This is a genomic window from Bizionia gelidisalsuginis (genome assembly GCF_008086185.1).
Lineage (GTDB): Bacteria > Bacteroidota > Bacteroidia > Flavobacteriales > Flavobacteriaceae > Bizionia > Bizionia saleffrena.
In genome coordinates, this window is the sequence record NZ_VSKN01000007.1 from 1 (window position 1) to 24,391 (window position 24,391).

12 protein-coding genes are annotated in these 24,391 nt (G+C 37.1%); 7 read left to right on the top strand and 5 right to left on the bottom strand.

Translation table 11 applies throughout. The features are described 5' to 3' along the window. From ES677_RS15655 to ES677_RS06745, 3 genes are all read right to left on the bottom strand, one after another. Positions 1 to 5,515, bottom strand: a 5,515-nt coding sequence (locus tag ES677_RS15655) for a choice-of-anchor L domain-containing protein (protein ID WP_246124390.1), incomplete at its 3' end; no start/stop codon positions are given. A 161-nt stretch (positions 5,516 to 5,676) separates the two neighbouring features. Then, a complete protein-coding gene (gene pbpC, locus ES677_RS06740; protein ID WP_148380832.1) occupies positions 5,677 to 8,028 on the bottom strand; it encodes a penicillin-binding protein 1C in 2,352 nt (783 codons plus the stop codon). Positions 8,029 to 8,101: 73 nt separating this feature from the next. Continuing rightward, positions 8,102 to 13,681, bottom strand: a complete 5,580-nt coding sequence (locus ES677_RS06745; RefSeq protein ID WP_148380833.1) for an Ig-like domain-containing alpha-2-macroglobulin family protein — start codon at positions 13,679 to 13,681, stop codon at positions 8,102 to 8,104. A gap of 274 nt (positions 13,682 to 13,955) precedes the next feature. On the opposite strand from ES677_RS06745, the gene amaB reads away from it, so the two are divergent. From amaB to ES677_RS06760, 3 genes are all read left to right on the top strand, one after another. Continuing rightward, positions 13,956 to 15,509, top strand: a complete 1,554-nt coding sequence (gene amaB, locus ES677_RS06750) for an L-piperidine-6-carboxylate dehydrogenase (protein ID WP_148369211.1) — start codon at positions 13,956 to 13,958, stop codon at positions 15,507 to 15,509. Positions 15,510 to 15,702: 193 nt separating this feature from the next. Then, the gene (locus ES677_RS06755) at positions 15,703 to 16,635 is read left to right on the top strand and encodes an OmpA family protein (RefSeq protein ID WP_148380834.1); all 933 of its coding nucleotides are present in this window, start codon (positions 15,703 to 15,705) and stop codon (positions 16,633 to 16,635) included. A gap of 14 nt (positions 16,636 to 16,649) precedes the next feature. Next, a complete protein-coding gene (locus ES677_RS06760) occupies positions 16,650 to 17,264 on the top strand; it encodes a hypothetical protein (RefSeq protein WP_148380835.1) in 615 nt (204 codons plus the stop codon). Positions 17,265 to 17,481: 217 nt separating this feature from the next. On the opposite strand, the gene ES677_RS06765 is transcribed toward ES677_RS06760, so the two are convergent. Further along, the gene (locus ES677_RS06765) at positions 17,482 to 18,615 is read right to left on the bottom strand and encodes an ATP-binding protein (protein ID WP_148380836.1); all 1,134 of its coding nucleotides are present in this window, start codon (positions 18,613 to 18,615) and stop codon (positions 17,482 to 17,484) included. Between the two features lie 62 nt (positions 18,616 to 18,677). Further along, positions 18,678 to 19,430 (bottom strand): SDR family NAD(P)-dependent oxidoreductase, encoded by a 753-nt coding sequence (locus ES677_RS06770; protein ID WP_148369218.1) that lies wholly within the window; start codon positions 19,428 to 19,430, stop codon positions 18,678 to 18,680. A 299-nt stretch (positions 19,431 to 19,729) separates the two neighbouring features. Between ES677_RS06770 and ES677_RS06775 the strand changes: the two genes are divergently transcribed. The 4 genes from ES677_RS06775 (at position 19,730) to ES677_RS06790 (ending at position 24,386) form a co-directional block, all read left to right on the top strand. Further along, positions 19,730 to 20,734 carry an AAA family ATPase gene (locus tag ES677_RS06775; protein WP_211357867.1) on the top strand — a complete coding sequence of 335 codons (1,005 nt, stop codon included), beginning with the start codon at positions 19,730 to 19,732 and terminating at the stop codon, positions 20,732 to 20,734. Between the two features lie 97 nt (positions 20,735 to 20,831). Next, positions 20,832 to 21,698 carry a DUF58 domain-containing protein gene (locus ES677_RS06780; RefSeq protein ID WP_148369220.1) on the top strand — a complete coding sequence of 289 codons (867 nt, stop codon included), beginning with the start codon at positions 20,832 to 20,834 and terminating at the stop codon, positions 21,696 to 21,698. Positions 21,699 to 21,705: 7 nt separating this feature from the next. Next, the gene (locus tag ES677_RS06785; protein WP_148380917.1) at positions 21,706 to 23,382 is read left to right on the top strand and encodes a hypothetical protein; all 1,677 of its coding nucleotides are present in this window, start codon (positions 21,706 to 21,708) and stop codon (positions 23,380 to 23,382) included. Beyond that, positions 23,382 to 24,386 (top strand): vWA domain-containing protein, encoded by a 1,005-nt coding sequence (locus ES677_RS06790; protein ID WP_148369222.1) that lies wholly within the window; start codon positions 23,382 to 23,384, stop codon positions 24,384 to 24,386. The genes ES677_RS06785 and ES677_RS06790 overlap by 1 nt, the downstream gene beginning before the upstream one ends. Positions 24,387 to 24,391 lie beyond the last annotated feature (5 nt).

Here is a 24,391-nt window from a genome sequence, read left to right on the forward strand (position 1 = left end):
CATAGTAGTACGTACCTACTGGTAATTCATCACCATCTTTAGATTGACCAAACCATTCGTTAGTATAGTTTGCTCTAGAATATACTTTGGTCCCATATCTATTAAAGATTTCTAAGCTTTGTACATCGAAACTACTTAAGTCGAAAAAATCGTTTTTATTATCTCCGTTTGGCGATATACCTTGTGGAATAATACAATTTTCTAACTCGTAAACTTCTACGTCTTCGCTTGTAGTACAACCAGACGCGATGAATGAAACTTCTACAGTATATGTTCCTTGCGTTAATACTGTACTTAAAGCTAAACTGTTCGCTCCTGGAATTAATACACCTTCGTTATACCATGTAACTGATACTTCCGAAGCGTTGTAATTAACACCTGTAGCAGTTACCGTAATAGGGCTAGAGGCATTAGGACATACTTCGTAAACATTATTAGAGTCGAAAGTAGTCTCTGGTGCATCGGCAAGAATTAAACCTAAAGTAGTTGTTTCAAAACAACCTGAAGTCGCATCCTCCACTCTTACATATACAGTCGTTGGATTTGAATCAAATGCTGTAGGGTCAAGAATAGCATCGGTATTTGTTTCAGCATCAGCTAAAGTGATGTGGTATGTAAAGATATAATCTGAAGCGTTAGTAATAATACTTGCTTCGTTAACCGTTAAATTAAATAGTGAATAACCATCGCCATCATCATCACAACCTTGAACATCTTGCGGCTGTGTTAATACAGGTTTAGGTGCTAAATCGATTTCAAATGAACCTACTCCTGTACAACCCGTTGCTGTGTCTTCGGCAGAAACATAAATAGTTGTTGCTGTAGAATCGTAAGCTGTTGGCGTTGTAATAGGGTCTATTTGGTCTATTGCGTTTTGTTCTGTTAAGTAATAGCTTAATACAATGTCTGTTTGCGTTCCTATAATAATAGCGTCATTAACTGTTAAATTGAATGTTGCTATAGCATCATTACTAGAATCACAACCATAAATGATAGGTGAGTCGTTAGCAATTGGGTTAGGGAAGAACTCCACTATAATTTGATCTGATGCAAAACAAGAAAAGTTATTGTTAAAAACGAGCTCTACAATATATACTCCTGTTTCAGTCACCTCTACTGTTGGTCCGTCTTCTCCGGCAATAGGTTCTTGAATACCATCAGCTAAAGTATACCAAGTCACTACAGTGTTAGCTGGAATAGGGACTCCTACATCTAAAGTAACTGCATCGCCTTCACAAATAGCGTTACCATCTGTTAATAAAATATCTGCACCTAAGTCTACTTCTCCAATTTGGAAACTACTAGCTGATAAAAATACTGCTGAATCATAAGAATTATCTTGAAAATCTGCAATAACTAATTTAATATGGTATTCGCGATTAGGTACTACAGTAGAAAAAGCGGTAAGTGGTACTGTACTTCCTCTATAATTTGTAGGACTTAAGTTCGGGTCTAAGCCATTTCCTCCGCCATAGAAGTCACCAAATAATAATGGGTTTTCCGATGTGCAGTTACCATTAAAAGCAGCATCCCTGATAGTGGTGACAGCTATAGGAGTGGTCGTTCCTGGAACTACTGCAATATTTGTAGTAACTCCTGTAACAGAATCTGTTAATAAGAAAGCAAAAGCATCAGAATAAGAACATTGGAATGTTCCATATTCCTCAGATGCAAAAATAAAATCGAAAGACATTTCGTCTATTAAAGGTGTAAAATCGAACTCTATTATCGAAGCATTTCCAGTACTACCCGGAGCTAATCCAACAGCTAATTCTAAGTCTGAATCTCCTGGCCAGCCAAAAGATCCTCCAGAAGTTAATCCTGTCTCAGGACCAGCTGCATCTAGAACGTTTCCTGTAGACATTACAATTCCACTTTCAAAAGGGAAAGAAGAGCCGTTGGCTTCAAAGTATCCAATTCCATTAACATCTGTAAAATCTGTTCCAGTAGACCAAGTAATATTGGATACTGTAGAACATGGAGAATTTACTAATATATCTTCAACTAATTCTTCTACAGTGTAGGTTGTATCATCTGCTATAATAGCAGGTGGAACTGTATAAACACATAAATCGAAAGTAATGTCTTGATAATCTACATCTGACTCAGAATGAACTCTAATATAATAGGTATTACCTATTGTAAGGTTGTTTAAAATTAACGCATCTGTAAATCCGCAGTCTATATTTGTTAAAGCACTACAATCTGTACCTTCGTAAACGCCAAAGTTTATAAAAAATGAACCTTGAATGTTGCTAATATCTACGGCGTGATCTGTAGAAACTGCTTCGAAACTAAACCATACATCATCGTTTGTCGTACCTCCACAATCGTTTGCTTGGGTAGATTCCGTAGCACCAAATAAAGTGCCTGATACATTATTTGTACATGTAGCATCTGCATTGGCTAAGAAAGGTGTTGCGTTAATACAATCGTCGTTATCTGGAGCACATGCTGGTAAGTTTAAAACGCCACTACCAATAACACAGTCTGTATTTTGATCATTCGTTACATATATATTAACATTCTGGTTAAGCGGGAATGGCCCAATAGGGAAAACATCTAAGGTAGAAACCGTAGTTGTTGTCCCGTCGAAATCGTTAGAAATCGTTAAGGTTGTTGCATCTCCAAGACTAGTTACGTCTACATCTACAGTTATTTGATCGTTATCACAATCGGGCACTATAGTAAATGTAGCTTCCGGTAGTGTACAAGTTAACATCTGTATGTCTACGGTGAAATCAAGAGTTACGCCATAAGACCCATTATAACATGGGTTTGGAGTAGTCATAGAATCAGCAGTTGCAATACGCATTCTGTGTTGCCCTATTGGCGCTGTTGCAGGCATAATAAAAGAGGCATCCAATGTTGCAGGATTGCCGTTTGTAGAAGTTCCTTGATAAACAAGTTCTCCAGCATCGAATACTAGGTTGTCATCAAAATCTATCCAGATATAGGTGTCGTAAGTATAGCCAGTTTCAAAAGTAATTTGAAGATTAGTGTTGACACCTTGAAAAACAGTAACCGCGGGCGTTGTGTGGTTTTCGTACGTAACATCTCCTAAACTAGGGAAGGCCGTAGTCGCAATGGTTACATTTCCAACCCCTGTGCCATCGTTAGATGCAGGTATAGATTCACAATATCCCGTAAAGAATGATCCAGGACCAATCCAAATACTAGTACCGTCTGTAGCACCACAATCTGCTTGTACGTAAAAATCGTAAAATGTATCGGCAGTAAGGCCTGATAAAACAGTAGGATTAGTTGTTGTATTTAAAAGAGTACCTGTCCCTGGAGTAAAACCTTGAGGGCCATACTCGATGTTCCAGTTTGCTGCTGTTCCATTTTCTGTCCAACTTAATTCTGTAGATGTTAAAGACAAGTTGTTAGATGTTAAATCAGTAACAGATAAGCACGTTGGAAGATTATCGAAAGTAACGTCGTCAATAGCAATATCGTCATAGAAATCACTAGGTGTAATAACTTCAGAAAATATAAATCGTGCTTGCACAGGACCGGTAATGGTTAAAGTGCTAATATCTAATATGATTAACTCCCATCCATTGGTGTTCGTATTATAAACTGCTAATGGGTTCCAAGCAGCACCATCCCAAACTTCAACGTCTAATTGAGCATTTGTATTACCTTCATTATGACTAATAAGAAAGAATGACAGTGCAGGTGTCGTTAGGGTAGAAACGTCAACCAAAGGACTCATTAATGTTGCAGGAGAATCTGTTCCAGAGGCATCAGCCCATGCAAAATATCCGCCTGATGCTGTATTTCCTGCCATAGCACCATTGTTTCCTATATGGTTAAAACCAGGGTCGTTATCAAAGTTCCAATCTTCACCACCACTCATAGTCCAACATAAAGGTATATTACCACCATTATCAAAATTTTGTGTATATGGAGCGGTAAATAATGCGCACTCTGTAGCGAAGTTACTTGGTCCAATCCAGTCACTTTTCTCTGCACCGCATACAGATCTTACATAGACCTCATAGTTTGTTGCAGGTGATAGTCCTGTAGCTAAGTAAGGATTTGTTGTTGTCGCAGTTCCATCTACAGTAGGAAGTCCTGTTCCCGCAGCTTGAATTGTTATTTCCCAATCTGTTTCTAAACCATTAGAAATCCAAGCAATATCTGCAGTTGTTGCAGTCGTATTCGATACAGAAATATTCGAAGGGTTTACACAAGTTGGTAACTCGTTGAAAGTAACGTCATCAATAGCAATATCGTCGTAAAAGTCTCCTGGAGTTGGTTCAGAGAAAATAAAACGTGCTTGCACATCACCTGTGATGGTTAACGTGCTTATGTTGATGGTTTTCTTTTCCCATCCACTTGTATTCGTATTGTATGTTGCCATTAAATTCCAAGCAGCACCATCCCAAACCTCAACGTCTAATTGTGAGTTTGCAAAACCTTCGTTATTACTTATTAAATAAAAAGAAATAGAAGGTGTTATTAATCCTGAAATATCTATTATAGGTGTTGTCAATGTTGATGGGCCTTGTTCTCCAGAAGAATCTACCCATGCAAAATGGCCATTAGAAATAGTGTTACCTGTAAGTGTTCCATTGTTACCAATATGGTTAGTTCCCGGGTTATCACTAAACTGCCAGTCTTCCCCGCCACTCATTGTCCAACATAAAGGAATTGCTCCTGCGTTCTCAAAATCTTGAGTATAAGGTGCTGTAAAAGAAACACATTCCGTATTAAAGTTAATTGGGCCAACCCAAATGCTTAGATCGCCATTATCGCAATCTGATCTTAAATAACCCTCATAATTAGTAGCCGGATTTAATCCGGTTGCGGTATAAGTATTTGTAGTAGTTAAAGCTCCGTTTCCTGTAGGGATTCCGGTGCCAACAGGCTGTACTGCAACTTCCCAATTGGTTTCGGTGCCTCCGGCAGTCCAAGAAAAATTGGCTTCCGTTGCGTTCGCCGTAACCAAAGCGAAATCACTTGGATTAGGGCAAGTAGCATTATATATAGTGACATCGTCAATCATCCAGTACCATGCCCAGTTCCCAGCGTTATTATAAAAAAATCGTACTTGCATCGCAGCATTAGCGTACTGTGTGATGTCTATGTGCTGCTCATCAGGTGTGGCGTAGGACCCAACATTCGTAGTTTGATTTAATATTTCTATCCAGTTGGTACCGTCAAAAACTTCAACAGTTGCAAAATCACCACCTATGGAGTTGAAATATTGACTAAAGTCTAAAAACAAAGCGGTAGCCCCGGAAGCGTCAAATACTGGCGTGGTAAGGGTTTCCTCAAGTGTTACACCTGACCCAGCAGCGTCGCTGTCTACAAAAGCACCACTAGTGCCGTCTAACGATTGTCCTGCTTGTAAGCCCGAGGCCCAAGAGTCTCCAGTTGCCGAGCCGGCATCTGTAATGGTCCATGTTGCTGGAATGTTGGTGTTGAAATCCTCTTGAATATAAGTTTGCGCAGTAAGCGATAACCCAAAACAAAGTAATAACAACAGAAGAGTAATTTTTCTCATTATATAGTACAATTTAATTTATATACGGTTTATAAAATAGGCTTAAAGATATGTTAAATGTGGCACATAAAATATAAGAATAGATGTAATGTATTTTTTTTCGTTGAAATGAATTTGATTGTTAAGAGTAACCGTCTGTATTACTGTGTAAATACGAGGTCTTATAAGCTTATTACCAGGTGTCTGTTAATTTCATTACCGAATGCATCTACGGCTGTTAAATTATGGGATCCCTCTTCAGGAATAATCGCTTTTTCGTGGATGTCATTTGTTGTACCAATAAAGGAGGAATCTAAGTACCAATAGATTGTGGTTTCTGGTTTTGAATGGGCAATTTTCAAAATCAATGGATTGGTGTTTCCATCGAAGTCTTTTGGAAGGAATACAGTTGTCGATTCATTAGGGTAAATAAACTCCATAAACGCGGCGCTATTTGTGTTGCAATCCTCTCGAAACGCTGGTAAAGCTTTATAGAAAGGGTTTTTAGTTTTGTAGTAATACGCCATTAAAGGAGGTAATACAAACCACGATTTATGAGTTATTTTGTCTAAATTTTCACAGGAAGAATTAACTTGATACTGTTCCTTTTCATCCAAATGAATTAAAATGTGATAGGGGCAAGCTCTTGTTTTAAGTCCGCTAATTTGAATAAAATTCAATTCAGTGTCCGGACAAATAGTGGACGCGCGATAGCCGCTATTAGAACATATCTTTACCTCCCGCATTTCGTCGTAAGGTGTAGAAAACCATTCGCTTTGTGGTACTACATCGAACACGTCAAAAAGAATAGGGGCTGCAGATTGCACACCTACTAAGCCGGGGCGTCCCTCGCCATCCGCATTACCAACCCACACGCCAACCACGTAATCTTTGGTGGTGCCAATGGCCCAGGCATCTCTAAAACCGTAACTGGTTCCTGTTTTCCAAGCAATCTGTTTCGAATCATCAAAAAACTCCCAGCTCTCATTGCCTTCCGGGCGATTAACCTCTTTTAAACTTTCGTAAGTGAGATAGATAGAAGCGGCATCGAACAGGGTTTTTTCAGACGATTTTTTTCCGAAATCTATAGTTTCTGAAGCTAAAAAAGTAGGTTCGCAAAATTCATTCGAAAAATACTCTGAAGAGCTCGCATTGAAATGATTTAATGTGGAGGATAAGTTGGCATAACTTTTACATAAATCCCATAGATTGCTTTCTGCGCCTCCTAATATTAAAGACAATCCATAATGGTTAGCATTGTATTTTACATCCCGAAGTTTCAAAGCTTTTAAATAATGGTAAAAGCGATCTAACCCAAAATCTTGAAGCATTAAGACCGAAGGTACATTTAGTGACCGCGATAATGCTTTTTTTGCGGGCACTACCCCGTCAAATTCTTTGTTGTAATTTTCCGGAACATAATTCCCGAAGTTTGTGGGCACATCAGCAATTAGGGTATTGGGGAGCAAGTCGCCAGCATCTAAAACAGCCGCGTATAAAAAAGGTTTTAAAATGCTTCCGGTGCTGCGCGGTTTGTCTATAATATCAACATCTTTTTGATGTTTTTTATCGGTGGGTGCATTACCAACATAGGTTAGTACTTGTCGTGTCTTAACGTCTAAAATTAACACTGAAATATTATAAATCTCATTTTGCTTTAATATATTATAATGTTTGGAAACAATCGCGTTAGTTTGCTCTTGGAATTTACTGTTAATAGTTGTTTGCACACGTTCACCACGATGTGTTTTGGCTACTTTCTGAAGGAGATGTGGTGCTATCCGTGGCAGCGGATAAGGTTTTTGTGGTAATCTTTCAGCGATAGATAATCTGTAAGTTAAACTATCAATACTATTATTACTAAGTAGTTTCTTTAAAAGTCGATTTCTTTTGTTTAAAAGCAATTTTTGGTTTTTTCCAGGATAAATTAAGCTAGGAGCATTTGGCAAAACGGCTAAAGTAGCGCTCTCTGCCCACGAGAGTTCTTCTACATTCCTATTAAAATAACGCCAAGAAGCCGCATCTATACCTACGACATTTCCGCCGAAAGGAGCATAACTGGCATAAAAGGCCAAAATACTTTCTTTACTATACTTTAATTCTAATCGCGTTGCTAAAATTAATTCTTTAATTTTTTCGAAATAGGTCCGCGATTGTCCTTTACGTGAGAGTCTAATCACCTGTTGTGTTAAGGTGCTTCCACCACGTTTTACACTGCCAGATTCTAAATTCTGCCTCAGTGCTTTTGCAATGGAAACAGGATTAAAACCGGGATGCTGATAGAAGTACGCGTCTTCAAAAGCAATAATACACGTTTTAAATTTATCGGGCACACTATCGCTTTTTGGAAACCGCCATTGTCCGTCGCTAGCTATTTTTGCCCCTAATAAGCGATTGGATGCACTTGTAATAACCGTCGCCGTAGGGTCTTTAAATAGCGTTCTTGGCAAACAGAAATAATAAGACACTAAAAGGAGTGCTAGCACTATTGCTTTTAGTTTGTGTCTTTTTACATATAATATAAGGCGTTTCATATATTCTGTCTGTACTAAAATAGCCGTTGCTTTAAAAGCAAAGGCTATTTTTCACTGTCCTTTTATTTGCTCTTTATTTTTCTACTGAGATCCATTTTCCTGCGCCACGAACTAAAAACTCATTATCGTACATTGCTTCAGCTTGAACACCCGGTAAATAATAAGTGCCTAAATAGGAGGCATTAAGTAACACATTAAATGTTTTTGTGCCTTTAGATTTTCCTTTGCTAGGCAAATCGAAATAGAAATTGACACGATCATCACGAATGTCTGTGTAACGTGCTTGGCTAGTAATGCTATTTCCGTAAGCCGTAAAACGTGTGTTTACAATTTCCCATCCCGATGGAAAAATCTGGGTTAAGGCAATATCGTTTACTGTTTCATCTTTTAGATTAGTTACCGTTACCGTCGCCATAAAATCTTCACCTTGTTTTAAATTATCAATAATAATGCTATTTCCTTTTAGATCTTTATAAGCGATATCGACACTCAGACCACGTTGCTCTATGTGCTCTTCGCCTAATGGTAATTTACCGGAATTTAAAACACGAACATAGACCACGTTCTCTTGGTTGTTTTTAAAACTTAAAGAATTTGCGCCGTCTTTAACTGCTAACTCACGCTGGGCAATTGCGCTATTGGTTTTAATCGTTTCTGTTTTACCATTCATAGTGTATTGTAGGTCTAACGATTTCCCGCCATTGATTGTAACCATTTTTGCCATTGCCATCAAACTATAAGCCGTTGTTTGGGTACTCATCCAGCGATCGCTAGATAAGTTTTTTGCGAGATATTTGGCCAATTCGTGCCTTCTTTTATCTTTTGTAAGCACCATAGTTTCCAGAGCCATTGCGCGATTTCTATCTGCCGAGCCATAGGTGTAATAGTTGTATTTAGGCGATTGAAATTCAATAGTCGTCGTTTTGGCAATGGTATTACTCGCTTCAATTTGTCCTGCTAAAGCATAGGCCGCGGCTAGGCGCCATTTCGCTTCGTTTGAAATCTCTGTAAATTCATTTAATCTATTCATAGCACTTAAATCGGCACTTCCGGCTAAAGCTAAGGTATATAATCTGTACGCTTGTGCTAAGTCGCTGTTAGGTGTTTTATAGCTCGGTCTCCAATTTCTAGCGGTTTCTTTTTGATATTTTAACCAATTGTTTTTAAAAGTAATTGGTAACACATAACCTTGCTTTTCGGCTTCAATCATAAAGTGGCCGGCATAACTTGTGCTCCAATCATTAACATAGTTTTCTCCAATCCAGTAGCTCATACCGCCATTTGGACGCTGAAAATTCCCTAACCGTTTTATCGCACTTTTAATATTAGAGTGAAGTTCTTGTTTTCTTTTTATAGGTAAATCGAAAATAGCTTCTAAATATAACTGCGGAAAAACGGCCGATGTTGTTTGCTCTAAACACCCGTGTGGATATTGAATTAAAAACTGTAAACGTCGTGTGAAATCCATTGGAGGCATCGTAGAAAATTCTACTGTAGCAAAATTTGAGCCTATAACGCCAAAGGTTTCAAAGTTTAATTCTTCCGAAACTCTTTTTTCTAGAGTGCGATCCAATGCTTTAGAAGTAATCGGGTTTGGGTTTACAACATCAAGCTCTACAATGTAAGATGCTTTTTCGCCATTTCCAGAAGCAATAACTTCTACAGTATTAGTGCCTTTTGCCTTGCTTACGTCCAATTGAAAATACGTCATTTTTTCATCTGGTTTAGCAAAAGATAGCGTTTTTGTTGCTTCACCAACGACTGCAATACCGTTGCTAAGCTTAAGTTTTAAAGTTACATTCTTAACGCGTGGTTCCATAGCGAAAACCGTTACGGGTAGGGTTACTTTTTCTCCTGGGCTTAATTTTCGTGGTAACGTTGCTAAAACCATTAAAGGCTTTTTAACTTCTACAGATTTATCGGCACTTCCGTAAGCTTCCATTTCTGTGTTTCCGGCAACCACCATAGTACGCAAAGCGCCAATATAATTTGGCATTTTAATCGTGTGCGTTTTCTTGTCATTAGCTTTTAAAGTAAACGGGCCTAAAACAGTAACTACGGGCTTAAAACGGTTGGCTTTTTTTGCTTTTCCAGCAAGGGCATTACCATCTCCACCAATAGCGAAAATTTGTTCTATACTACCGCTGTAAGCACCGATAACAGCGTCGAAAATGTCCCATGTTTTTACCCCTAATGCTTCGCGAGCATAAAAAGCATCCCACGCATTTGGAGTTTTAAATCGCGTTAAATCGAGTAAACCTTCCTCTACAACCGCAATCGTATACGTCATCGCTCTATTGTTTTTTTCTGAGACGGTTACCGTGAAATCTTCTTTAGGGCGCAAGACGTCTGGCATTTTAATTATAGGCTCTAGTTTCGTGTTTTTATCTTCCACTAGAAGCGGGATAACGCCATATAAGCGTAATGGTAAATCGTTTGCTGTGCTGGCGTGAGGTTGTAATAAGGAGATGTTTACAAATGCATTGGGAGTCATATTTTTTGTTACTGGAATATTGACAACTGTTTCACCGTGTTCAGTTTCTACCCATTTATAGTCTAAAACATCGGTACCATTTTCTATACTGACCAAAGCGCGGCCAGCAGTCCCTGAAGGAAAAGTGATTTTTGCTGTTTCACCCACGTTGTATTTTTCTTTATCGGCAGCGAAAACTAGCATTTTTGCTGCTTCCTTATCACCGCTAGGTTGTTTAGACCACCAATTTTTATAAAAATAAGCAGTTCTTCCGGTGGCGTGACCGTTCTTAGGATCGAAAACACGAATTAAATAGCGGCCGCTTTCCGTTTCGGGAACATTAATTTTAAAACTCGCTTTTCCTTTGGCATCTGTGTTTACTGTCGTTTCCATAAATGGTTTATGGTAAGAGCTGGACGTGTATTTTGATAAATTATCTTCAGATGAATTCCACCACCAACGCCATTCAACCTTATAAACTTTTACTTCTAAATTGTTTTGCTGTATGGGTTTTCCTTGGCTGTTTACAGTTATAATATCGAACGTTTTGTCTTCATCTGTAAAAAAGGATCCGTACGCTTTTCCGTCAGGTGATTGTAAACCGACAAATGATTTATAAGGCGCATATTTTTTAGTAAAGGCATCCATTGAAAAATCGCCGCCGTTCTCGAAAGCACGCACTAAAAATTGAACGTTTAACATTCCGGGGGCATTTTTTCCTACTGAAAGTGAGTTTTCAATTTTCGCAAATCCATCGGCATTAACGCGACTTTCAAATACGGAAAGCTCTTCCGAAGAAAAAGTTCTCGAAGGGTCTGAAAACGCATACTTTTTATAGTTAGGAAATGGCTGATACGCATTACTGAATTTCGCTTTTATTTCTGCTTTAACACTTTTCGCCGCTGCGCCGTGCAACCAATTTACTTGCAACGTACCGTTAAGAGGTTTGCTGCTTGTTAACACCGCGTCTGTAAAATCGATCTTAATTTTTAAACGGTTGGGCTTAACGGTTTCTACTTTTAACGCTTTGTAAAAGTGAGCGCCACCAACGCTCACTTTGGCATTCCAGTTTCCGGTTTTACTATCGGTTGTTGTGGGTATAGTAAACGTGTAAAAACTATTCACGTTATTAGCGGTTATTTTTTTGTAGACTAACTTTCCGTTAGGATTGGTTACTTCCATTTTTATAGGATGCCCTTCTGGTATTGCGTTCGCATTATCATCGAGAATAAACGATAAGTAAATAGAATCTCCAGGTCTCCAAACGCCGCGTTCGCCATAAATATAACCTTTTAAGCCACGTTGTAACTGGTTTCCCGAAACATCAAATTTAGATAGGGATAGCGAATTTCCATCGTCCAGTTTAATGTAAGTCGTATTTTTTCCTTTAGTAACAATAGCGAAGGCTGCACGACTTTTAGTGGCGATAGAAGCTATGCCCACTGTGTTTGTTTTTTTTGACGTTATTTTTTGCTGCTGAAAGTTATAGAGTGTTACGCGTGCATTGGGTTCTACGTCGGTATTTAAAATATTTGTAACTGCGAATAAGTAATTAGTATTAGCTCCTTTTTTTACAATTACACCAAGGTTTGAAGCAATCAGATTTTGAGCGATAACCTTATCTTGGTTGTAATATGAATCGTGGCAAGGGTTATCGCGTTCTCTCCAATTATAACTATCGTTGCGATAGCTGTAGCCTAGGTTGTCCCAATAGTTTTCTTCCCGCAGATTTTCTTCATCAGGGCTTAATTCATCGTAATTATTATAGTCGTCGTCGTATGACGTGTTATAATAATCTTCGTTATTTTCGAGATTGGTTATATTATTAGTCACGTTACAATCGTAAAGCGAATAGTCTTTTTTAAAACTGATTTCCACTCGGTATATGGCACCAGGATTCGCGTTAAATAATGTCGATAAATCCACGCTATAGGTTTTCCATTTACCAAGATTGGGCTGGCCGTCCTCGATAAGTGTTATCGTTTTTTTCGCAATGCGGCGGCCGACGTGTCGAATCGCGTAGTTATTGCTGTCTTTTAAATTATTGTCTTGTAAAAATTGAAGCACATTATCTTCAAAGATTTTAATAACTCGAATATCAACAGCTTTTAAGTTAATCGCCTCAAAATTAAATTTTAACTGCTCAGAATTTGGTAAAATAACGCCGCTATTTACTAAACGAACTTCGGGTTTTACCTCTTCAAAAGAAATCAATTCAGAAAACGGTTGCTTTAATTTATAACCATCGGTATTTTGTATGCCTTGAAACACCTCCACTTGAAAATCTCCGTTAATCTTAGACTGCGGATAGGCTTTTAGAATATTACCATCGACAATATATTTAGGGTTTTTACTATCTTGAATACTAATTAACCCATTAAAATTTTGCTGTTTTTTTAAGGGATCAGAAAAGTTAATCGATAAATATTGCTCCGGCTCTTGAATCACATCAATTTTTGTGATGATAAAATTATTAATACCAGGAATTAACACGGTGTTTTCACCGTTATTATCTGCTTTAATAGCCTTTCCGTTCCATTCTAAAACTATTTTAGTGTCGTCAATTTCGCGATGTATGCTATCAATTTTAAATTCAAAATATTTTGCCGGTTGGCTTAATTCATTCCATTCTACGTTTAGTTTTTTACCATTTTGCGACGCTTCAATCAATTGTTTTGCTTGCTTAAGCGCAATATAATCGGCAGATTTTACGGCACCCAGTAGGTATTGCCATTCTTCATTATAAGATTGTAATTCGTTTGTTACAATACTAAAATTTGGTGCGATGGTTTTAAACTGGAACGTGTAACTATTATACTCTTCTGGGAGCTCTTTATAAATTTTTCCTAGAAAAATGGTTACGGCATATTCGGTGTCTGCCGCTAAAGTTTCGTCTGGAATAAAAGAAAAAGTACGTGAATTATTGGCCACTAATGTGCCCGACACGTTTGGCTGTATAGAGAAAATGTCGTCTGTTAGTAGTTCTTTATCTGTTTCCCAACCTTCCACAGGATTGCTTAAGTTTACTTTTATAGGGCTCGAAGCTGAAACTCTACCCGAGGTTGTATAGCTTATATAATCTCTAAATTTGAATAAATTATCGGTTTCTACAGGTGTTTTTTTACAAGAAAACATAAAGAGGACGTAAAGAAGGAGGCTAAAAACGGATTTGATAGACATTGGTTAAAATTTTTTATAAAACTAAATAAATTAGAGTTATAAAAAACACTTTTTTAGTAATTGTATTTGGACTCGCAAGAATTCGTAGTGTAACCGATAGTATTTGTTTTATGCTATAATTTAAGCGAGATAATATAGTGTAAAATTGAATAATAACACGTCCTTTTTAAAAAGTAAAGCTTAGGTTTTTTTTAAGATAGCGATGCCCTGATAAACGGCTAATTATTACTATATTCGCATTGATAATTTAATAATTCGTAAAAAACAATTAAATATGGCAGCAAATTTAGCTGATTTCGGAATAAAAGAAGCACTAAGTGAATTAGGTGTAAAAGACATAAATGAAGGATCCTCTACGGGATCAAATAGTTTTTCTAATGGAGAGCTTATTGAATCATATTCTCCAGTAGATGGAAAATTAATTGCTAAAGTAAAAGCGACGACTCAAGCAGATTACAATAAAGTTATGGATGCTGCAACTTCAGCTTTTAAAGATTGGAGAACAATGCCAGCGCCACAACGTGGTGAAATCGTTCGTCAATTTGGAGATAAGTTAAGAGAGAAAAAAGAGGCTTTAGGTAAGTTAGTGTCTTACGAGATGGGTAAATCGTACCAAGAAGGTCTAGGCGAGGTTCAAGAAATGATCGATATCTGCGATTTCGCAGTAGGTTTATCTAGACAATTACATGGGTTAACAATGCACTCAGAACGTCCAGGACATAGAATGTACGAGCAGTACCATCCAATGGGAGTTGTCGGTATTATTTCTGCCTTTAACTTTCCAGTGGCAGTTTGGGCTTGGAACACGGCATTAGCGTGGGTTTGTGGAGATGTTTGCGTATGGAAACCAAGTGAGAAAACACCGTTATGTGGTATCGCTTGTCAAAATATAGCAGCCGAAGTCTTTAAAGCAAATGGTTTACCAGAAGGAATTAGTAACCTAATTAATGGCGATCATAAGGTTGGTGGAATGATGTCTAAAGACAAACGTATGCCTCTACTCTCGGCAACAGGGTCGATTAGAATGGGTAAAAGTGTTGCTCAAGAAGTAGCAGGTCGTTTAGGGAAATCATTATTAGAATTAGGAGGAAACAACGCTATTATTGTGACTCCAGATGCCGATATTAAAATGACGGTTATTGGTGCTGTATTTGGCGCTGTTGGTACTGCAGGACAACGTTGTACCTCTACACGTCGCTTAATTATTCACGAATCTATTTACGATAAAGTAAAAGACGCTGTAGTAAAAGCTTACGGGCAGTTGCGTATCGGGAATCCTTTAGATGAAAATAATCACGTAGGACCAATTATCGATAAAGATGCCGTAAAAATGTATCAAGCTGCGTTAGATAAAGTAGTAGAAGAAGGCGGTAACGTCGTGGTTGAAGGTGGCGTGCTTTCAGGTGAAGGTTACGAGTCTGGTTGTTATGTAAAACCAGCAATTGCTGAAGCTAAAAACGATTACGAAATTGTACAACACGAAACATTTGCACCAGTATTATACTTAATTAAGTACTCTGGAGATGTACACGATGCCTTAGCCTTGCAAAATGGTGTGGGTCAAGGATTATCGTCTGCAATTATGACAAATAATTTACGCGAAGCAGAAGCATTCTTATCTGTAGAAGGATCAGATTGTGGTATTTCCAATGTAAACATAGGAACTTCGGGAGCCGAGATTGGTGGTGCTTTTGGTGGTGAAAAAGATACAGGTGGTGGACGTGAGTCTGGGTCTGATGCTTGGAAAGTATATATGAGACGCCAAACCAATACAATTAATTATACTGACGATTTACCTCTTGCCCAAGGTATTAAATTCGATTTGTAGTATTTAGATTCATAATATATTGAAAAACCCGCAGCGAAAGCTGCGGGTTTTTTGTTATGATAGCTTTATAATAAACGTTTGCCTATGTAATAGTGTTATTGGTCGAATATTAATGAAACATTAAAACAATAGTTGATTTTATGTCAATATTTTTAATAACTTAATAGTCAGTAACTTAAAAACAACTGCGAAAATGAGTAAAAAATCAACGTACATCTTAGGTCTTTTTCTAACCATTGCTTTGGGTACTTTTCTGTTTTATAATTTATGTTGTTCTACTTTGGGCGACGAAGAGGCGCTTCCGGTAATTACGGAGACGATAGTGGCAAAAGAAGAAGTGCAACCAGCAACCAAAAGTGAGTTCTCGATGGTAGACAATAAAAGTGGAGTATCATTTACGTCAATGGCTAATTTTAATTTCAGATTTTCGAATGCCATAGTGCTAAAACCAGTCGCTGAAGGATTAAAACGAGAAGTCGATAGATTGTCAACTTTTTTAAGTGAGAATTCTTTAAAGACGGCAGAAATTACTGGATTCTATCGCGGCGATGAAGTGAATCCTACCGCCTTTCCGGATATAGGTTTGGCGCGCGCAAACGCTGTAAAAAGCTATTTAATATCGCAAGGTGTTTCTTCACGATCTATAAATACCTATGGAGAATTAAATGAAGATATGGTGCCCAATCAAGAGAATGCTTTCTTTGGCCCTTTAAAGTATGTAGTGTCTACACTTGCTGAAAACGATACGAGCTTAAAGGACGAATTAAATAAACTCCAAAAGGACATAAAAGAAGACCCTTTAATACTGTATTTTAACATTGGGAATACAGCTATAAACCTCTCTGAAGCACAGCGTGAAAAAGTAGCCAAAATATCGCGACTTATAGATAAATCTGTAAACGTACAGTTACAAGTGATCGGGCATACAGATAATACTGGCGATCGACAAAATAATATCGATTTAGCATTAAAAAGAGCAGGATTTATAAGAGACTATTTTGTAGATAATTTCATCTCGGAAACTAAAATTGAAACCTCTTCAAAAGGTCCAGATGCTCCTATTGCGAGTAATGATACCGAAGAAGGGCGCTCTAAAAACCGAAGAGTAGTAGTAACCATTAACTAAAAACCATAAAAATTATGAACTGGTGTATATTAATTCCTTTAATAGTAGGGCTTTTAAGTGCAATATTTGGATATTTAATAGGTAAGATTTCTGGTGGAACAACCCCGCAAGCGGAAAGACCTAATACCGATATTTATAAAAATAGAATTGCCAAACTAGAAGCCGATTTAGAGGCGTGTAAAGCAAATAGGATCACCGCTGCAAAACCGGCAGGAAAACCATCGGGAGTCGGAAATTCAGGGGCTGATTCTAGTTTTATGGCTTCAAATTCAGCAAGTCCCAAAGCAAGGGCTAAACCAAATGAAAAACCGCAATCACAAACAACGACATCAACCTTTGATGCTGTCGCTGCAAAAGCAGCTTTAGGCAAGGTTGTAAAACACAACGATTTAAAAATTGTTGAAGGCGTCGGGCCTAAAATCGCAGAATTATTTCATGCTCATAATGTAAAAACTTGGCTTGCTTTATCGCAGTGTAGCGTAGAAAAGTGTACGGAAGTTTTACGAGCTGGAGGTAAGCGTTTCGAAATTCATAAACCCTACACTTGGCCGGAGCAAGCAAAATTAGCGCACGAAGGCCAATGGTTAAAATTAAAAGAACGGCAAGACGCTTTAGATAAGGGACAGTAGTTAAAAGCTGCCGGAATAAATGACAAAAGAGTTCAGTATTTAAAATACCGAACTCTTTTTTTGTAATGTAAACCCTGCTTCAATGCCAAATTTTTCTGGGAGAAACAAGGTTTGTAAAGTTGATTAATAGCTCTGTAAAAATAGTAAATGTGTATATGAATAATTTATGCTAATGTGTGTTTGGTAATAAAAACTGTATAGCTGGTAACGATTTAATTTAACTGTATTTTACTTTCCTTAGAATCCTAACAGCATCCTTGTAATGTGAGTATACGGCGGTACTATGAGATTTTAAATACGGTTTAGCTTCTTCAAGTTTATCGATGGCTTCATGAAATAAATTTAAATAGCAGATAAGGTAGGTTGCGGGTAGATTTAATAAATCTTTTTCTTCTTCTTGATTAAGTGTAGCGTTTCGTTTTAAACGGTCTATTAGGGCATTATTAATGTTGTAAATATGATGCAGAATTTTCTTATCGAATTGCGGGGCTTCAAAAACGAGAAGAGACTCTATAGAGTAGCTGAGGTTGTCGTTAAATTGAATGAGGGTTTCTTCCAAAGGGTAATGTTTAAAGTTATCCTGAAGCCCTAAATGTACATATTCTATAATTTTAAAGCTGTCCTCCGTCATCGTAATAGATACTTTGTCTAAATTAGAATAAAACAAACGGACTTGCTCATTAATGAGTTCTATATCCACTCGTGAGAGGTACAATTCGTTTACTGTTTTCTTCTCTTCCGCAGCCCAGCATACCACGAAATACTCTTTAAACACTTTGTATTGCGGATTGTAATCTTTACGTTTATTCATAAAATCGAAAACACCATCGAGAGTATACCCGATAGTGTTCTGCGAATGCTTCTCTATTTCAAAAACCGATTTAGAGTTTACATCGGTAATATCACTTTTAAATACTTTGGGCATACTTATGCTGCCTTCTCTAAAAAAGACAGCGCCACCGTAATATTTCCAGATATTTTTTCTAAGCGAGGTTAAACCTTCGGCTGCTCGAATAGTTACTAATCCTACTACTTTATTTTCAGATAAATGTGGAAACGATACATTTTCGTACTGTATAATGGGCGGATTGTGTAAGTAGGCATTAACCAGATTTTGGATTTTAGAATCGTCAAAAAAATCAACGCCAACAATAGCGCTGTCTTCATCTTCAATCCCAATAACAATAAACGAGTTGTTTTTTGGGTTGCTATTCGCTAAGGCGCACACGTGTTTAAGAAACTTAGCTTTACCTTCTTTATGGCTAATATCAATTTTACGTTTTTTATCATAAAAACTGTTCTCGTCGTTATGAGCGAGCAGATTCTTAATAAGTAAACGTTTGTTAATCATAATCTTAAGGAGGTGGCTATCGTGAGTTCTTACCTGTGCTTTTGGTTGATATGACGAGTAAGTTACAACTCTTTTTTTACCAAAGTAGCACTCGCTTGCGCTGTTGGTAATACTAATAAGTCGGCAATATTTACGTGTGGTGGTCTGGTAATTGCAAAATAAATAATATCGGCAATATCTTCTGGTTGTAATGCAGCGAAGCCTTTGTAAACATCGTTAGCACTGTGGTCGCCTTTAAAACGCACTTGCGAAAATTCGGTTTCTACTAAACCTGGGTTTATAGCGCCGACTTTTATTCCGAAAGGATTTAAATCCATTCGCATGCCTTCAGTTAATGCTAAAACAGCGTGTTTACTTGCGCAATACACGTTACCTTTTGGGTAGACTTCTTTTCCTGCCGAAGACCCAATGTTTATAATATGCCCCGATTGTCTTTCGGTCATTTGTGGAATCACAGCTTTACTCACATAGAGTAATCCTTTAACATTACTATCCATCATCGCGTCCCAGTCGTCCAAATTACCGTCTTGAATTGGGTCTAATCCGTGAGCGTTTCCTGCGTTGTTAATTAAAATGTCGATGATTTTAAAATCTTCAGGTAAACTGTTTATGGCCTTAAAGACAGCTTCTCTATCTGTGATGTCAAAATTTAAGGTATGAACTCGGCAGTGATTTTCCAGTTCTTTTTGTAAAGCGTCCAAGCGATCTTGTCGTCTTCCGCATACAATTAATGCGATGCCGTGCTTTGCAAATTCGTGAGCTGTGGCTTGTCCTATTCCACTAGTAGCACCTGTAATTAAGGCTGTTTTAGTCATTATTTTTGTTTTATTAATGTTGAGGATACTAAGAAAGGTTGTAATTATGCTAAAAAAACAATAAACCTATAGCATTAAAGCGTTTGTTTTTTTTAAATTGTAAACCCAAAATAGTAAAAGTATTCTGTTTTAAGATTATGAAGTGATTATTACCAATTGTTATTGATTGTTTAAAAATAAGAACTATTTAATATATAATTGGCTATTATCACAGTAATTTTTAACCAATTATTAACACGGTGTCATTAAAAAAATGAACAATTTGCAGAACTTAAATGCGACTTTTAAAAACTAAGGAAATGATAGAAGAAACTAGTACAGTGGATATTAAATCTATAAATGAGAAAATTGAAAGAGAAAGTGCTTTTGTAGACTTATTAATGCTAGAGATGAATAAAGTAATCGTTGGACAAAAGCACATGATCGAGCGGTTATTAGTAGGCTTATTAGGTCGTGGCCATATTTTATTAGAAGGAGTTCCAGGATTAGCAAAAACTTTAGCTATTAATACGTTAGCTCAAGCCGTAGATGGCAGTTTTAGTAGAATTCAGTTTACGCCAGATTTATTACCGGCAGACGTTACTGGAACCCTGATTTATAATATGAAAGAGAATGATTTCTCGATAAAAAAGGGCCCTATTTTTGCTAATTTTGTATTAGCAGATGAGATAAACAGGGCGCCAGCAAAAGTGCAATCGGCATTGTTAGAAGCGATGCAAGAAAAGCAAGTTACTATTGGCGATGAAACGTATATTTTAGATAAGCCGTTTCTTGTTATGGCAACGCAAAACCCGGTAGAGCAAGAAGGAACGTACCCGTTGCCTGAAGCACAAGTCGATCGTTTTATGCTAAAAACAGTAATAGATTACCCCAAACAACACGAGGAACAACTCATTATGAGAGCCAATTTAAAAGGGTCTTGGGAGAAAGTGAACCCTGTTGTTTCAGTAGCACAGATATTAAGAGCACAAGAAGTGGTGCGTGAAGTCTATATGGATGAAAAAATTGAGAAATACATTCTTGATATTATCTTCGCGACACGGTACCCAGAACAATATAAATTAGACGAGTTAAAACCACTTATCACTTTTGGGGCGTCACCTCGTGGAAGTATAAACCTAGCTACTGCAGCAAAATGCTATGCGTTTATTAAACGCCGTGGGTATGTTATTCCAGAAGATGTAAGAGCCGTAGTTTACGATGTTTTACGTCACAGAATTGGGCTTACTTACGAAGCCGAAGCCGAGAATATAACTTCAGAAGACATTATTAGTAAAATTGTAAATGTTATTGAGGTACCCTAAATTTAGTCTTCTTAAAGTCTCGAAAGAGCTATAACCGCACACAGTAATAAGATAAAAACGATTTAAGAATCCTGAGTTTTTAAGGACTTCACTTATAATGGATACTAAAGAATTACTAAAAAAAGTACGTAAAATTGAGATCAAGACACGCCGGTTGTCCGATCATCTCTTTGGAGGGGAATACCATTCTACCTTCAAAGGACGAGGTATGACTTTTTCTGAAGTACGACAATATCAGTTTGGTGATGACGTAAGGAATATAGACTGGAATGTTACCGCACGGTATCATGAACCCTATATTAAGGTTTTTGAAGAAGAACGCGAACTGACAATGATGCTTGTTGTTGATATTTCTGGATCGAATGCTTTTGGAACACAAGAACAATTTAAAAATGAAATGGCAACCGAAATTGCAGCAACTTTAGCCTTTTCGGCAACTCAGAATAATGATAAAATAGGTCTTATTTTGTTTTCAGATGATATTGAGCTTTATATTCCACCAAAAAAAGGACGTTCTCACGTGTTAAGAATTATACGAGAACTGATAGAGTTTAAACCTAAAAGCAAACAAACCGATGTGGCTAAAGCGTTAAAGTTTCTACATAACGTTATGAAGAAAAAGGCCATTGTTTTTATTTTGAGTGATTTTATCGCTGAAGAGTATAGCCAAACGTTAAAAATAGCCGCCAAAAAACACGATATTACTGGTATTCGAGTGTATGATAAAAGTGAAGAATCAATTCCTAATTTGGGGCTAGTACAAATGGAAGATGCCGAAACAGGAGCCTTACAATACATTAATACAGCATCGAAAAAAGTAAGAACCGAGTACGGTGCGTTTTTCAACGATAAAGAAAATTATTATAAAAACAGTTTTTCAAAATCTGGCGCAGGTTCCATAAGCTGCGCGACACACGAAAGCTATGTAAAAAAATTACTAGGCTATTTTAAACGCAGAGGATAAACAGATGATGACTTTAAAATTACAAATGACAAATCGTTTTATAAAACAACAAAAAGCCAGTGTTTTAACCTTTTTCATTGTGCTTTTCTCCTTGTCTTCTTATGCTCAAGTGTCTTATTCAATAGATTCTACATCCATAAAAATTGGCGAAGAAATTATTTATAAAATCGAAGTTAAAGCCGATTCATCAGCATTGGTTGTTTTTCCTGAAGGTCAGACATTTTCGCCTCTAGAAATGATTTCATCTTACGCTATCGATACGACTAAGCGAGAAGCGACATTTTTATTAATTAAAAAATACGGATTAACGCAATTCGATTCTGGCGCGTATACTATTCCGAAGCAAAAAATAATTATTAACAATACAACAGTTTTTACCGATTCGTTAAGAATTGAGGTTTATCCGGTTGTTATCGATACTACAAAACAAGGATTGTACGATATAAAACCAATGATAGCTGTAGAAAAAGCCGTTGGAAACTGGTGGATATATGGCTTTATCACTATCGCTAGTATCGCGGTAATTGCGTATTTAATGTATTGGTTTATTTGGAGGAAAAAACCGCTAACCGAAGCCGAAGAAATAGCTTTGTTTCCACCTTACGATCGCGCTAAAATGGCGTTAAAGAAATTAGACGATAGTAATTATCTTCAAACTGAAAACTTAAAAGAATATTACTCAGAGCTCACTTTTATTATTAGAAAATATTTAGATGAAAAAGTGTACGACCGTGCTTTGGAAAGTACTACCGACGAATTAGTAGATCGTTTAAAATTATTAAAAGAGGGTAATCAGATTGAGTTAAGTAACAACGATATTAGAAATATTGAAACCATTTTAAAGCGTGCCGATTTAGTAAAATTTGCCAAATCGGCTCCAGATGTTGCGTTAGCTGAAATAGACAGGAAAACGATAGATATAGAAATCGATCAAGTAAAAAGTGCCCTTCCGGAACCTACCGAAGCAGAGAAATTAAAAGATAAACGTTATAAAGAAGAACAAGAGCGACGTAAAAAAAAGAAAAAAGTGGTGCTCACGGTAGTGCTATCTTTAGCTTTAATATTAGCAACATTAATTGGTTTTATTGCCACTTACGGTTTTACTTATGTTAAAGATACCATAATTGGTAACGAAAGTAAAACACTTTTAGAAGGTAATTGGGTAACTAGCGAATATGGTTTTCCGCCTTTAACGATTTCTACGCCTAAAGTGCTAAAACGTAGTGAAGCGCAAACGCCTTCCGAATTGAAAGAGCAAGTTAAAAACACGATGTTTAGCTATGGAGGCTTAATTGAACATCTAAATATTGTAGTAAGCACAACCAAATATACAGCGCCACAACAGCAAACACAACAGGAACAGCAGGAACCTAAAATCGATTTAAATAAAGCAGTAGATAAAGGTTTAAAAGATTGGGAACAAAGCGGCGCTATTAATATTGTACTTAATAAAGAGAAATTTGTAACACCAAGAGGTGCCGAGGGTTTAAAAGCCTTTGGTACGGCCGATTTGCCGACAATACTATCTGGTAAAACAGAAAAAGGAAAATACGTCATTTTAAGTTTTACGAGTCAGAATATACTGCAACAAGTGCGAATTACTTGGAAAAACAATGATGATTACACCGAGGAAATTGTAGAGCGCATAATAAATTCAATAGAATTAAAACCAAAAGCTGAATAATGTTTGAAGGAATAGAATTTTTAAATAAAGCCTTTTTCTGGTTGTTCTTGACACTACCAATAGCTGTGCTATGGTATGTTTTAAAACATAAAAAACAAACAGCGCAGCTTAAAATATCGACTTTAAAAGGGTTTAAGGCATCGGGCTCTCTACTGCCAAAATTTAGGCATTTGTTATTCGTGTTTCGGTTATTAGCTTTAGGCTTTATCATAGTGGCTTTAGCACGACCGCGAACGGTAGACGTGTCCACGAAAACAAAAAACACTCGCGGTATAGATATTGTTATTGCTATAGATGTGTCGGCCAGTATGTTGGCTAAAGATTTAAAGCCAAACCGATTAGAAGCACTTAAAGACGTGGCTTCAGAGTTTATAAAGGGACGCCCAAACGATCGTATTGGTATTGTAGAATATGCCGGAGAAGCGTATACAAAAACACCCATTACTAGCGATAAAAGCATTGTACTTCGCGCACTAAGCGATATTAAATATAATACAATAATTGAAGGCGGTACCGCCATAGGAATGGGGTTGGCAACGTCCGTAAACCGTTTAAAAGATAGTAAGGCAAAAAGTAAAATTATTATTTTATTAACCGATGGAGTTAATAATTCAGGTACAATCAATCCTAAGATTGCGAGCGAATTGGCTGTGGAGTTTGGAATAAAAACGTATACTATTGGAATTGGAAGTAACGGTATGGCGCTATCGCCTGTAGCCTTGCGGCCTAATGGACAATTTCAATATGGAAGAGTAAAAGTTGAGATTGATGAGGTTTTACTAAAAGAAATAGCCCAAACAACTGGGGGAGAATATTTTAGAGCAACAAATAATAAGAAATTACAAGAGATTTACGACGAAATTAATAAGCTAGAGAAAACAGATATTGAAGAGTTTAAGTATTATAACTATCAAGAAAAATTTAGATTTTTCGTGTATATCGCAGGATTATTTTTACTGTTAGAGTTTTTCTTAAGATTTACCGTTTTTAGAAGTTTTATTTAATTTTA